General features: G+C 56.0%; 13 protein-coding genes and 1 other annotated feature. Of the genes, 5 read left to right on the top strand and 8 right to left on the bottom strand.

The window, feature by feature from the left end:
* Positions 1-11 precede the first annotated feature (11 nt).
* The 4 genes from P0G09_RS06600 to acpP are packed head-to-tail and all read right to left on the bottom strand — an operon-like array spanning position 12 to position 3014.
* Positions 12-956, bottom strand: coding sequence for a beta-ketoacyl-ACP synthase 3 (locus P0G09_RS06600; protein WP_207697726.1), 945 nt, complete (start codon positions 954-956; stop codon positions 12-14).
* Positions 953-1906: an acetyl-CoA carboxylase carboxyltransferase subunit alpha gene (locus P0G09_RS06595; protein WP_275252266.1), complete on the bottom strand. Its 954-nt coding sequence runs from the start codon at positions 1904-1906 to the stop codon at positions 953-955. The genes P0G09_RS06600 and P0G09_RS06595 overlap by 4 nt, the downstream gene beginning before the upstream one ends.
* Positions 1903-2775 (bottom strand): acetyl-CoA carboxylase, carboxyltransferase subunit beta, encoded by an 873-nt coding sequence (gene accD / locus P0G09_RS06590; RefSeq protein WP_097773327.1) that lies wholly within the window; start codon positions 2773-2775, stop codon positions 1903-1905. The genes P0G09_RS06595 and accD overlap by 4 nt, the downstream gene beginning before the upstream one ends.
* Before the next feature lie 11 nt (positions 2776-2786).
* A complete protein-coding gene (acpP, locus tag P0G09_RS06585; protein ID WP_005935295.1) occupies positions 2787-3014 on the bottom strand; it encodes an acyl carrier protein in 228 nt (75 codons plus the stop codon).
* Between the two features lie 244 nt (positions 3015-3258).
* Here acpP and P0G09_RS06580 point away from each other — a divergent pair, with 244 nt between their 5' ends.
* The 3 genes from P0G09_RS06580 (at position 3259) to P0G09_RS06570 (ending at position 7217) form a co-directional block, all read left to right on the top strand.
* Positions 3259-4950, top strand: a complete 1692-nt coding sequence (locus tag P0G09_RS06580; RefSeq protein ID WP_275252264.1) for a M3 family oligoendopeptidase — start codon at positions 3259-3261, stop codon at positions 4948-4950.
* A 106-nt stretch (positions 4951-5056) separates the two neighbouring features.
* Positions 5057-5515, top strand: coding sequence for a large conductance mechanosensitive channel protein MscL (gene mscL / locus P0G09_RS06575; RefSeq protein ID WP_005935290.1), 459 nt, complete (start codon positions 5057-5059; stop codon positions 5513-5515).
* Between the two features lie 331 nt (positions 5516-5846).
* Positions 5847-7217, top strand: a complete 1371-nt coding sequence (locus tag P0G09_RS06570) for an NCS2 family permease (protein ID WP_156066003.1) — start codon at positions 5847-5849, stop codon at positions 7215-7217.
* Positions 7218-7304: 87 nt separating this feature from the next.
* Here P0G09_RS06570 and P0G09_RS06565 read toward each other — a convergent pair whose 3' ends face one another.
* Together P0G09_RS06565 and P0G09_RS06560 are read right to left on the bottom strand one after the other, a co-directional pair.
* Entirely contained in the window at positions 7305-7619 is a 315-nt protein-coding gene (locus tag P0G09_RS06565) for a hypothetical protein (protein ID WP_097773328.1), read from the bottom strand.
* 78 nt (positions 7620-7697) lie between these two features.
* Positions 7698-8228 (bottom strand): DUF6514 family protein, encoded by a 531-nt coding sequence (locus P0G09_RS06560; protein ID WP_275252263.1) that lies wholly within the window; start codon positions 8226-8228, stop codon positions 7698-7700.
* A gap of 267 nt (positions 8229-8495) precedes the next feature.
* Positions 8496-8752: a binding site (T-box leader), on the top strand.
* Between the two features lie 106 nt (positions 8753-8858).
* Between P0G09_RS06560 and P0G09_RS06555 the strand changes: the two genes are divergently transcribed.
* Complete coding sequence (locus P0G09_RS06555; RefSeq protein WP_275252262.1) at positions 8859-9803, top strand: bile acid:sodium symporter family protein; 945 nt, start codon at positions 8859-8861, stop codon at positions 9801-9803.
* Positions 9804-10083: 280 nt separating this feature from the next.
* Here P0G09_RS06555 and P0G09_RS06550 read toward each other — a convergent pair whose 3' ends face one another.
* On the bottom strand, positions 10084-10416 hold the full coding sequence (locus tag P0G09_RS06550; RefSeq protein WP_005943481.1) for a helix-turn-helix domain-containing protein: 333 nt from the start codon (positions 10414-10416) through the stop codon (positions 10084-10086).
* Positions 10417-10558: 142 nt separating this feature from the next.
* On the opposite strand from P0G09_RS06550, the gene P0G09_RS06545 reads away from it, so the two are divergent.
* Positions 10559-10912: a cupin domain-containing protein gene (locus P0G09_RS06545; protein ID WP_080788749.1), complete on the top strand. Its 354-nt coding sequence runs from the start codon at positions 10559-10561 to the stop codon at positions 10910-10912.
* Positions 10913-11197: 285 nt separating this feature from the next.
* On the opposite strand, the gene P0G09_RS06540 is transcribed toward P0G09_RS06545, so the two are convergent.
* The gene (locus P0G09_RS06540; protein ID WP_275252261.1) at positions 11198-13312 is read right to left on the bottom strand and encodes a cytidine deaminase; all 2115 of its coding nucleotides are present in this window, start codon (positions 13310-13312) and stop codon (positions 11198-11200) included.
* Between the last annotated feature and the right edge of the window lie 235 nt (positions 13313-13547).

Below are 13547 nucleotides of genomic sequence, written 5' to 3'. Positions count from 1 at the left end.
GAACATGATTTTTACTCTTTGTATTGAAAAATCGCGCCGCCCCAGGTCAGGCCGCCGCCAAAGCCGATGCAGGCCAGCGGTCTGCCCGGGGTCAGCTGCCCGCTCTCGGCCAGCTCGTTGAGGGCGACCGGAATGCTGGCGGCGCTGGTGTTGCCGTGGCGATCCATGTTCTTATAAAATTTTGCCGGGTCGGCCTGCAGGGCCTTGATGCAGTGGTCGATGATGCGGCTGTTGGCCTGATGGCAGACCACCCACGACAGATCCTCGAGGGTCAGCCGGGTCTCGTCCAGCACCGTGTGCAGGCACTTGGGCAGGGCATCCACCGCAAAGCGGAACACCGCCTTGCCGTCCATGGTGATGGGGGCAGAGCCTTCCCGGCTCGGCCCGCCCGCATGGAGGACATCACTGCCGCGTGCCCCCAGCGTCAACGCAAAGGGGGTATCTGCCAGCCGGAAAATGGCGGCTCCGGCTCCGTCGCCGAACAGCACGCAGGTGGAGCGGTCGGTGGGGTCCATCAGGCGGGAAAGCGCTTCGCACCCGATGACGAGGGCATACTGCCCGCCCAGAGTCGTCAGCATCCCCCGCGCCACAGCCATGCCATAGAGAAAACCGGAACAGGCCGCGTTGATGTCCAGCGCGGGCCGGTTTTCGGGCAGGCCCAGTGCCGCCTGTACCTGACAGGCCACGCTGGGGGTGGCATCCGGGGCAGAAAGGGTCGCACAGACACAGCAGGCAATGTCCGCCGGGGCAAGGCCGCTGCGGTCAAGGGCCTGCCGCGCGGCCGCAATGGCCAGCGTGGCGGCAGATTCGTCCTCGGTGCACCAGTGCCGGGTGCGGATGCCGGTGCGGCTGGTGATCCATGCGTCACTGGTGTCCACCATGCGGCTCAGCGCGTCATTGGTGATCGTCCGTCCGGGAAGTGCCCCGCCGGTGGCGATCAGCTGTAAACCATTCATGCGTTCCTCGTTTCTCCGATCTGGCGGTACTTTTTATAGCGCTGATCGGCCAGCTGCCGGTCGCTCATGCGGCACAATTCCTTCAGGTGGACGCGCAGAGCGGCATCCATGCGCTCAAACAGGGCCGCGTGGCAGCGCTGGGCACCGCCCACCGGCTCCGGGATCACTTCTTCCACGATGCCGCCGCGGTACAGATCCTGCGCCGTCAGCTTCATCATCTCACAGGCCTCGCCGCTGCGGGAGGAGTCCTTCCACAGGATGCTGGCAAAGCCCTCGGGACTCAGCACGGAGTAGACCGCGTTTTCCAGCATGAGGATGTGGTTGGCCACACCCAGTGCCAGCGCGCCGCCGGAAGAGCCCTCGCCGGTGACCACGGCGATGACCGGCACCGTCAGGCCGCTCATCTCCATCAGATTCCGGGCAATGGCCTCGCCCTGCCCCCGCTCCTCGGCATCCTTGCCGGGGTAAGCGCCCGGCGTGTCGATAAAGGTGATGATGGGACGGCCGAATTTTTCAGCCTGCTTCATCAGGCGCAGAGCCTTGCGGTAACCCTCCGGCCCCGGCATTCCAAAGTTGCAGGCCAGATTTTCCTCCAGCGTGGAGCCCTTGCGGTGGCCGATGACCGTCACCGGCATCCCGTGGAAACGGGCCACGCCGCCCAGAATGGCCGCGTCCTCCTTGCACTGCCGGTCGCCGCGCTGCTCAAAGAAATCCGTGAACAGGGCAGAGATCGTCTCGTCGATGTGCGGGCGCTCCGGGTGACGGGCCAGAAAGACCCGATCCTCGGCAGTCAGCGGGCCGCAGGAGCGCAGGATCTCGTCCTCTTCCACCGCCAGCTCTGCCAGTTCGGACGCATGGGCGGTGATGGCCTCCATGTCACTGCCGCTGCCCTTCAGCGCGGCGATCTGTGCGTCCAGCGGGGCCAGCTGCTCCAAAATATCTTTTATCATTCGTGTTTCCCTCCGGCATGAAGCTGCAGGACCTGGATCAGCGTATCCCGCAGCTGACTGCGGGGCACCACCTGATCCACAAAGCCGTGTTCCATCTGGAATTCGCTGCGCTGGAACCCGGCGGGCAGTTTTTCACCGATGGTCTGCTCAATGACACGGGGGCCGGCAAAGCCGATGAGTGCCCCCGGTTCGGCCAGCATGATATCGCCCAGGCTTGCAAAGCTGGCGGTCACGCCGCCGGTGGTGGGGTGGGTCAGCACACTGACGTACAGCCCGCCCTTTGCCGAAAAGCGCTGGATGGCGGCGCTGGTCTTGGCCATCTGCATCAGGCTGAAAATGCCCTCCTGCATTCGCGCGCCGCCGCTGGCCGAAAAGATGACCAGAGGCAGGCGCTTGGCAGTGGCGTACTCCACGGCGCGGGTGATCTTCTCGCCCACAGCCGTGCTCATGCTGCCCATAAAGAACCGGCTGTCCAGCACGGCTGCCACACAGGCCACGCCGCCAATGCGGCCGACGGCAGTGACAGCAGCCTCGTGCAGGCCGGTCTTGTTCTGGGCGGCGGCAAGTTTTTCCCCGTATCCGGGGAAGTTCAGCACATCCTGCGGATCAAGGTCAGCGTCCAGTTCCCGGAAGCTGCCGTGATCCAGCACCAGACTGAGCCGGTAATACCCGCCAATGGGCATGTGATAGCCGCAGTTGGGGCAGACATACAGGCTTTTGCCCCACAGGGTGCGGGCAGCGCGGCGGCCGCACTGCTTGCACTCCACAAACTGCGGCTCGTGCCAGACAGCTCCGGCATCCCGCTTGGCTTTCAGCTGGAAAGTGCGCTCCCGCATCCGGTTGGGGAGCAGATCTCGGATATCATTCATCGCATGTTTCCTCAGATATGTGCGGTGATGTAGTTGTAGATGTCACCCACGGTCTTGAGCTTTGCCAGCTCCTCGTCCGGGATGGACACACCGCAGGCATCCTCCAGCGCCATGTTCAGCTCCACGGCATCCAGGCTGTCGGCCTCCAGATCCTCGGTCAGGCTGGCTTCCATGGTCACCTTGTCCTCCTCGCAGTTCAGGGTGTCAACAACGATCTTCTTCATTTCTTCAAACGTCATGGTAATATTCTCCTTTGATTGGTTTGTATTTTTATTATCTAAAAAGTTTGAGGTTTCTTGCGAACACGACCATTATATCTGAATCGTCGGATAAGTCAAGAATAATAGCTAAAATATTTTATCTTTTACAATTCTGACACACTTTCCTCCACAGGGGCAGTTCCTCTTTTCCATTGCCCTTTTTCCCCAAACGTGCTAATATGGGTTCAGCACTCAGACAAGAAGGAACGAAAGGATGAATCCCATGAAATTCAGCGAAATGAGTTATACCCGCCCGGACATTGATGCCCTGCTGGGCCAGTGCAAGGCGCTGGCCGCCAAGGCCGCCGGGGCCGCCAGCGGCGAGGAGCTGGTGAATGTTTACTACGAGCAGAGCCACGCCTTTGCCGATTACAGCACCGCCGCACAGCTGGCAAGCATCCACTACACCTGCGACACCCGTGACGCTTATTGGAAGGCCGAGCAGGATTTCTTTGATGCCAATGGCCCCGCCGTGGAGAACGCACGGGTGGAGATCAGCCGGGCATTTCTGGCCAACGCCCATGTGGATGCGCTGACCGAAGCCTTTGGCACCACCTGCGTGGCCGGTATGAAGAACGCCGTGCTGGGCATGGATGACCGCACCGTGGAGCTGCAGAAGGAGTACAACGCCCTTGTCAGCCAGTACCAGCAGGTGTATGGCGGCGCACTGGTCGAGTTTGACGGCAAGCAGCTGACCATTCCCCAGCTGGGCCCCTATAAGGAGAACCTGGACCCTGCCGTCCGCCGCGCCGCCTACGAGGCCGAGGCCGCGTATTTTGATGCCCACCGTGACGAGCTGGACGGCCTGTACACCAAAATCGTCAAGAACCTGAACGCACAGGCGCAGATCCTGGGCTACCACGATTACAGCGAGCTTTCCTATGTGCGGATGAACCGCATCGGCTACGGCCCTGCCGAGATCCGGAAGTTCCGCGACCAGGTGGCCAGCGATGTGGTGCCCGAGCTGAAAAAGGTGATCGAGCTGCGCTGCAAGCGCACCGGCATCTCCCACCTGACCTTCTCCGACCTGCCTGTGGCGTTTCAGGATGGCAACCCCTCTCCCATCCCCGGCTACGATGCCCGGATGGCCGCCGCCCGCACCATGTACCACGAGCTGAGCCCCGAGACCGCAGAATTCATTGACTTTATGCAGGACAATGAGCTGTTCGACGTGGAGAGCCGCCCCGGCAAGATGTCCGGCGGCTATATGACCAGCCTGCCCACCTACAAGGCCCCCTTTATCTTTGCCAACTGGAACAACACCTCTGCTGACGTGGACGTGCTGACCCACGAGTGCGGCCACGCCTTTGAGGGCTATGTGGCCGAGCGTGACCCCAAGGTCCCCGCAGACCTCGAGTGCCCCGGCATGGAGAGCGCCGAGATCCACTCCATGGCCATGGAGTTCCTGACGGCTCCCTGGCACCATCTGCTCTTTGGCAAGGACACTGAGAAATACGCCCTGCTCCACGCCGAGGACAGCTTCCTCTTCCTGGCCTATGGCTGCATCGTGGACGAGTTCCAGCACAGGATGTACCAGAACCCCGACCTCACCCCGGATGAGCGCAACGCCGTCTGGCTGGAGCTGGAGCACAAGTACCGCCCCTGGATCGATTTCGACAACCTGCCCTTCTATGGCCGCGGTGCCGGCTGGCAGCGTCAGCTCCACATCTATGAGTGCCCCTTCTACTATATTGATTACTGCCTGTCCACCATGGCCGCGCTGCAGTTCTTCCTGCTGAGCCTCAAGGACCACAAGGATGCCTGGGAGCGCTACCTCAAGCTGGTGCGCTGCGCCGGTTTGGCCAGCTACACAGAGCTGATGCAGACCGCCGGGCTGAAGGTTCCCTTTGAGGATGGCTCGATCAAGGCCATCGCCCAGCAGATGGGCCAGTGGATCGCAGAGCATCAGGTGTAAGCCTCCCGGGCCTACGGAGATTCTTTCTTGCAAAATCCGCTCTTTTCTATTATTATAGAACCAACAAGATCCCATTGCGGGGTGTGAAAAGGAGCGGTATTGCAATATGGCAGAACAAAAGATCAAGGGTGTCAAAAAGTTTTTTGAGGAGTTCAAGGCCTTTGCCATGCGCGGCAACGTGCTGGATATGGCAGTTGGTGTGGTCGTCGGCTCGGCATTCACGGCAATCGTGAATTCTCTGGTGGGCGATGTCATCAATCCGCTGATCGGTCTGTTCTTCAACAATGACTTCTCTGAAGTTGTTGTCAAGATCGGCGATGTTGATCTGAAGATCGGCTCTTTCATCAGTGCGATCATCAATTTCCTGATCGTTGCCTTTGTGCTGTTCCTGGTGCTGAAGGCCTTCAACGCCGTGTTCAACAAGAAGAAGGAAGAGGCCGAGGAAGCTCCTGCGGAGCCGACCACCAAGGTCTGCCCCTACTGCCAGAGCGAGATCTCCATCAAGGCCGTCCGCTGCCCCCAGTGCACCTCCAAGCTGGAAGGCTTCCCTGAGATCAACGACTGAGTTCCCTGAAAAAGCACAGCGCCCCCGTTCACTGTAAGATCGCAGTGAGCGGGGGCGCTTTCTTGTGAATAGGAGGTGGATTTTATCGCAAATACAGACTATGGGGATATACGGAGCGGCACAAACTCCATAACCGGAGAGAAAAAATTCCATAAAACGCCAAAAAGCCCTCAGATAAGTCATACCTATACAAGAAAGTTTGAACTTTTCGTGAATTTTCTGTGTTTCGACCATGGACAGGTGGGAACAGTTCTGCTACAATGGGAGCTGTTCTTTCCGCCGGTTCCCACGCGGCGGTTTTTATTTTTACTATAACACAGGAGGAACTTTCATGTTAGAAAAGATCTTTCACCTGAAAGAAAACCACACCGATGTCAAGACCGAACTCATGGCGGGTGTCACCACCTTTATGACGATGGCCTACATCCTTGCGGTCAACCCCAGCATCCTGTCCGCTTCGGGCATGGATGCCAATGCGGTCCTGATCGCCACCTCGCTGGCATCGTTCGTTGGCACTGCCCTGATGGCTCTGCTGGCCAACTATCCGTTCGCTCTGGCTCCCGGCATGGGCCTGAACGCCTACTTCTCCTACACGGTCGTCCTGACCATGGGTTACAGCTGGCAGCTGGCCCTGATGGCCGTTTTTGTAGAGGGCATCATCTTCATCGTGCTGAGCCTGACTAATGTGCGTGAGGCCATCTTCAATGCCATCCCCATGACCCTGAAGAGCGCTGTCAGCGTGGGTATCGGCCTGTTCGTTGCTTTCGTCGGCCTGCAGAACGCAAAGCTGATCGTGAACAGCGATTCCACCCTTGTTACCTATCAGCACTTCAAGGGCGAGACCTTCCACAGCATCGGCGTGGGTGCGATCCTCGCGCTGGTGGGCGTGCTCATCACCGCCATCCTGCTGGTCAAAAAGGTCAAGGGCGGCATCCTGTACGGCATCCTCATCACCTGGGTGCTGGGCATCCTCTGCGAGCTGACCGGCATCTACATCCCCAACCCCGATGCCGGTATGTACAGTGTCATCCCTACCAGCTTCATCAGCTTCGATTTCTCTGCTCTGGGCAAGACCTTTGGTCAGGTGTTCAAGACCGATTTCTCCGGCGTGGGCATCCTGAACTTCTTTGCCGTGATGTTCTCCTTCCTCTTCGTTGACCTGTTCGACACCCTGGGCACCCTGATCGGTGTTGCTTCCAAGGCCGACATGCTGGATGAGGAGGGCAAGCTGCCCAACATCAAGGGTGCACTGATGGCCGACTCCATCGCCACCTGTGCCGGTGCCGTGCTGGGCACCTCCACCACCACCACCTTCGTCGAGAGCGCTTCCGGCGTGACCGAGGGCGGCCGCACCGGCCTGACCTCCATGACCACCGGTGTGCTGTTCCTGCTGGCCGTGGTGTTCAGCCCCCTGTTCCTGACCATCCCCAGCTTTGCGACCGCTCCGGCCCTGATCATCGTTGGCTTCTACATGATGGGTTCTGCCCTGAAGATCGAGTTCGACGATCCTGCTGAGGGCATCCCCGCATTCCTGACCATCCTGGCAATGCCCACTGCATACAGCATCTCTGAGGGCATCGCCATCGGTGTCATCTCCTGGACCCTGCTGAATGTCATCACCGGCAAGGCCAAGGAGAAGAAGATCAGCCCCCTGATGTATGTGCTGACCGTTCTGTTCATCCTGAAATACGTCCTGCTGTAACAGGCATTTGCAGCAAACAGAAAGCCCCGGCTCCGGCCGGGGCTTTCGTGCGTTTATTGGTTCCTGTGCGGGTGGGGTGGGCAGGGTTCAGCCGCCGAACAGCCCGAAAAAGCTGGTGTGTGTCATGCCCAGCACCAGAAACAGAAGAATGAGGGCAAACAGCACTCCAATGATGATGTCCATCTGGTGGACCGTAAGGGGGAATTTATCGTAGAGCTTTTCCTTGGGGTTGACGAAATTCGGGTCGTTGTTGTCCAGCAGAGTCTTTTTTCTCTCGGCGCTCTGGGCTTTGGCGGCGGCAAGTTCTGCCTGCTCCTTTTCCAGCTGGGCCTCTCGCTGGGCAAGCAGTGCCTCACGGCGGGCCAGCTCTTCCTCCCGCTGGGCCTGGTTCATTTCTGCCATGGTGGTATCCTCCGGCGTTTTTTCTACCAGTATACCATAGAATTGTGACAGAAAAAACTCCTCCCGCAAAAAGCGGCCTTATTCCGCCAGCAGATCCTCCACTACATCCATCAGCTGAGACGGATCGAGCTGGCACGCGGTACAGCGCGCGGCCAGGCGAAGGACCTGCACTGGGGCAACGGAGACATCTGAGATGAACCGCAGTTTTCGGTGTCGTCCGTGAGATGTAGAATACGCGGCGATGCCAAAGGATGTATACGCACCACACGCGGGATGATAAAGTCGTTCCATAACACAATGATACCAAAACACACCAATCACCTCTCTATCAAAATTGTCACGCCGCTTTGGAACGGCTGCATGAATGCAGGTTCGCTGCCCGCAAAATGTTCTGACAAAATTTATATACCATCTCTTGGCTTCAAAATAAACAGCCAAAATTTCAAAATTTGGCGGCGTGTTTTGCATGTCCGGTGAAACCGGTGGTGCAGTAAGAAGACGAACCGGAAAACGAGAACGAACAATTTTACGGAATACCGTGTAAAATTGAGAAAAATCAACTTCACGCAGCAGCAGATGAAAGAATGCTCCGCGGAAAACCGAAAGCACAAAAAGAAAAATCTTTGCTGTAGCTTAACCACTTTTTGACAGAAAAAGTTGCGAAATCAGCCGTAAGATCGAGCTTTCTGGTATATCACTTGTTCGCTGTGCGGATAAGGCGGCCTCTTCTGCTTTGCCTCCGCATCGTCTGCCGCAGACCCCGGCACTGCCCTTGTCTGAAATGCTTTCACTCCGGATGCAAACCAGATGAAAAATCCGACGGGCCATATCACTTGACTTTCCCCTTGCAGGGGAGTATACTCCGGGGCAGTGAAATATTCGGCTATGACGAGAAAGAGTACCCGGAAAGAATGCTGCAGAGAGCTGCCGGATGGTGCAAGGCAGTGCAGGGTGTCCGTGGGAAGATCCTCTCCGAGCTTTCCGGCTGAATGGGCGGCATCTGCGCCCCAGTAAGCGGGAACGGCAGGCCCCCGTTATCACGGGCCGCGCATTGTTGGATGCGCACTGAGGGGCCGGGCTTTGCACCGGCAATAAGAGTGGTACCGCAGAGGATCTACGCCTTTGTCTCTTACAAACCGTAAGGGACAAAGGCGTTTTTGTTTGCGGGAAAGCCATTTTCCGGATGTTTCATTGCCTTTGCATCCGCAAAAATCAGGACCTGGAAAAGGAGAGTTTAACATGAAAACACTGGAAAAAGTAAGCGACTTTGTAGGCAAGTATATGGCTGGCATAGTCATTGTGGTGGCAGCGCTGGCCCTGTTCTTCCCCGGCACATTCAGCGTGGTAAAGACCGCATGGGTCAACACCCTGCTGGGCATCGTTATGTTCGGCATGGGCCTCACCCTGAAGCCGGACGACTTCAAGGTGGTGTTCAGCCGCCCGAAGGACGTGATCATCGGCTGCATTGCACAGTTCACCCTGATGCCCTTCCTTGCATGGGCGCTGACGCAGGTGTTCCATCTGCCCACTGAGCTGGCCATCGGTGTCATCCTTGTGGGTACCTGCCCCGGCGGCACCTCCTCTAACGTGATGACCTATCTGTCCAAGGGCGATGTTGCACTGTCCGTTGGCATGACTGCTGTTTCCACCGTGCTGGCTCCGTTCCTCACCCCGCTGCTCACTCTGCTGTATGCCGGTCAGCGCGTGGAGGTGAACCCCGTGAATATGTTCCTGTCCATCGTCAAGGTGGTGCTGGTTCCCATCGCACTGGGCTTTGTGGTCAATCACTTCTTCCATGCGTTCACCCAGAATGCCGTCCGTGTGCTGCCGCTGATCTCCACCACTGCTATCGTGCTCATCATCTGCGCCGTTGTGTCCGCAAACTCCGCTAAGATCATGACTAGCGGCCTGCTGATCCTGGCCGTGGTCATCCTGCACAACCTGCTGGGCTACCTCACCGGCTTTGGCGTGGGCAAGCTGCTGAAGCTGGACTCCACTAAGTGCCGTGCAATTTCCATCGAGGTCGGTATGCAGAACTCCGGTCTGGCCACTTCTCTGGCCGCTGCCCACTTTGCACAGTATCCGCTGGCAACCATCCCCGGTGCGGTGTTCTCTGTGTGGCATAACATTTCCGGTGCTGTCCTTGCCAACTTCTTTGCCCGCACTGCAGAGAAGAAGGACTGATGGTTCATTAGAACCTCGAACGCCCGGAAGTCCCAGTATAATTTTCGATCTGCTGAACTTATAATATCAAAAGGCAGGATACCACCGTGATGGCGGTACCCTGCCTTTGCTTGTTTACCGTTCCGAGTAGTCCTTCCGCAGGAACTTGCCGGGGCGAGGCCCCTCCATCTTGCTGCGCAAGACCGTTCTGTTGCTTGAAATCCCCACTGGGGCGTTTGTTGCTTCACAAACGCGGTTTTGTTGGGGCGTGCCTGCCCCAAACCCTACTTCATAATATCGATCATGACCGATCAACGACTGATTTATAGTAATTGCCAAAGTCTGCAAGTGCATTGACGATTGGTAACATTTCCGTTCCGAGATCGGTCAACCCATATTCTACTTTGGGAGGATTCTCGTGATAATCACGACGGTAGGCAAGCCCATCATCAATCATCTGTCTTAAGCTCTCGGTCAAAACTTTCTGCGAGATCCCGTCGATGCTTCTTTGCAGCTCATTGAATCTCCATGGACGCTCTTTCAGATTGCGCAGAAGCAAGAGTTTCCATTTTCCGCCAATCAGGGATACTGCTGTTGCAACCGGACATTCCGGCAGTTCTTCTTTTGTACGCATATCAGTCACCTCTGTATATAGTATATCACATTCATTTTTGAGTGTACAGTTACAAAAAAGTGCGTACTTGTTTTTGAATGTGTGAGCTTCTATACTTAGCTCAGGCAATGAAAGATTGCGAATCAAAATGGAGGTGCTTACAATGGCAAGCTACACAAAAATGACAGTTGGAAAAGAAAATCGGACGGAGCTCCATGAAAAGCTCGCCCTGACTGGTGCGGAGATCAGCTTGAATACGCTTCCTGCGGGAGCAAATGTTCCGTTTGTCCACTCCCACAAGGCAAATGAGGAAATCTACGGTGTTCTTTCCGGCAAAGGCAAGGTCGTTATCGATGGCGAAGAAATCAGCCTTGCAGCAGGCGACTGGCTGAAGATTTCTCCCGTGGCAAAACGTCAGTTCTTTGCTGCAAGCAATTCTGAGATCACTTATATTTGTATTCAGGTCAAGGAGAATTCTCTCGAAGGCTATACTGCAACGGATGCTGTGATCTACTGATAAAACATATCAAAACAAAAGGCAGGATACCATCGCCATGATGATACCCTGCCTTTGCTTGTTTATCGCTCTGAGTAGTCTTTTTTCAGAACTTGTTGGGGCGAAGCCCCTCCATCTGCTAACACAGACCGTTCTGTTGCTCAAACACCCCACTGGGGTGTTTGTTACTGGCGCAAACGCAAACCTCCAATAAACAAAAAAGTACCCGAACACTTTTCCTAAAAGCGTGAAAGCAAGAACCGCCCCATGGGCAGTTCCCCGATGCGATGAGGATGTGCGGCGAACTTATTCGTTCCAATGTTCAAGTTCTTCAGCGGGGTATGCTTTTGTCCAATGATAGGGCTGCAATTCTTTCAGCTGTACGAATTTGATTTTTTCCTCTTCTGCGGTAACTGCTACCTGCACATCTTCACCCCAGTATCTTAATCTCTCCTGGCAAATACCGCACGGAGACAATATCTGATAGGGGGATTTCTCATCTTTACGGACAAGACACATGCAATGCGTTACCTTTTCATTGAATTTATGTGCTTCAAGCATTGCACCTGTCTCGATACACAAAACAGCAGATGCGTTAGCAGTCTCAATGCTGACACTTGTGTAATAATTTCCATTCGATGTATGCACGACACCAGCACCACCCCAACCGACAGGATACCGTGTTTCAATCAGTTCTACCGCCCTGCGGTACATTTCGTTTTCGATTTCATAGTTTCTCATATAAATCTCCATGCCAACTTCTGAATTGTTGAGCTGAGTATACCATACTCTATGAAGAATAGCAAAAGGCAGGGTACCACCATCATGGCGATACCCTGCCTTTGTTCGTTCCTGTTTACCGTCCTGCATACTCTCGGCATAGAGAACATCTTGTGAAATAAAAAAATACCCGAACCCTTTTTCGTAAAGAATCGGGTTCAGGTACAAACTGTATGGTGGAGCATTCTCCACAGCACTCGAACCCAACACTTCCTCACGGGTGACCGTTTTGGCATCATCCGTGAAGTTGAAATTGAGTACGACCCGGTCATCAAAGACGTAGACCGAGTTGACAAAGGTATCAATGATCTGCCGCTGGTGTTCCGTGCTGCCCACGTCACCCTTGCGGAATTTTTCAAGCCAGAACCGAATCCACTCACGGGTCAGGACGGGCTTTTTCAGCTCTTCTTCCAGAATGCTGGTGTTCAGGGCTTCTTTCCGGGCTTCCAATTCGTCCAGCCGCTGCTTGGTGGTCGGGGTCAGGATGCCCTGTTCAATGGCTTCCAGAAGGTTTGCCAGCCGCTTCTCTGTGTCCCTGAGCTGGTCTTTCAGGACAGGCAGCCGGGTGTTCTCCTTCTGCTGGGCTTCCATGACCAAATCTATCAGCCGTTCGATGATTTCGTCGCTAAAAATCACCTTAATGGCGGTGTCCACCACGAACCGCTCCAGCGGCTCCTTGCGGATGGCTTTCAGGTCGCAGTGCGCCTTGCCGTGGCGTTTGGCGTTGCCGCACTTGTAGTAATAGTAGGTGTTTCCCATGTGGCTGGTGCCGCTTTCGCCACCCATCAGGGTGCCGCACTTGCCACAGAACAGCTTGGTGGTCAGCAGATATCTCACATCCTCTTTTGCAGGCCGACCATGGGCGATCCTGTTCTGCTCAAAACGCTGCTGCACCCGGTCAAACAGGTCCTGGTCAACAATGGCCGGAATGCCGCCCGGCGTCACAATGTCCTTGTAGCGGTATTCGCCGATGTAGCGGCGGTTGCGGAAGATCTGGAAGAAGCTGTTCTTTACGAACGGCTTCCCGGTGCGGGTACGCAGGCCGCGCTCGTTCAGGGATGCTGCGATCTTCTCAGCCGGTTCGCCGTCGGCATACCGGGTGAAGATCTCTTGCACGATGGGAGCCGTCTCCGGGTCGATATGGTACAGCCTGTCCTCCTTGCCGATGGTGAAGCCCAGCGGCACCACACCGCCGTTGTACTTGCACTGGAGGGCGTTTTCGCGCTCACCGCGCGCCACTTTCAGGGCGAGTTCGGCGGAATAATATTCCGCCATGCCAATCAGCATACTCTCCACCATAATGCCTTCAGGCCCCTGCGAGATGGGTTCCATGGCAGACACCAGATGGACACCGTTCTTTTCCAGCTGGTACTTGTAGTTCACGGCATCGAACCGATTCCGGGCAAAGCGGTCGAGTTTCCAGACCAGAACCACATCGAAGATTTTCTTTGCGCTGTCCTTAATCATCCGCTGAAAGTCTGGGCGGTCATCCGTTTTGGCAGAGTAGGCACGGTCAATGTAGGTGCCGACCACGGTGATGCCGTTCTTCTCGGCGTAGTCCTTGCAGTCGCGCAGCTGTCCCTCAATGGACGCTTCACGCTGGCTGTCGGATGAATAGCGGGCGTAGATCACGGCGGTCATGGTTGCACCTCCTTGGCGCGTATTCGACTTGCCTTTATAGTATCGGGTCAAGCGCAGCTTGTCAACAATCTGCGAGCAGATTGAAATGTGAAAATTGCGAAACGCAGCGAAAAAGGTGAGAGCAAGAATCGTCCCGTGGCCACAAATTTTCAATTCTTGAAAATTCTTGCCCCTTTGGGACAGCTTCTTGTTGGGGCGTGCCTGCCCCAAACCCTGCTTCTTACTATTTGGAAAT

The organism is Faecalibacterium sp. DFI.5.82 (assembly GCF_029076575.1).
GTDB classification, from domain to species: domain Bacteria; phylum Bacillota; class Clostridia; order Oscillospirales; family Ruminococcaceae; genus Faecalibacterium; species Faecalibacterium duncaniae.
The sequence above is the reverse complement of the archived record's forward strand: the minus strand, read 5'-3'. Positions and strand labels throughout refer to the sequence as shown.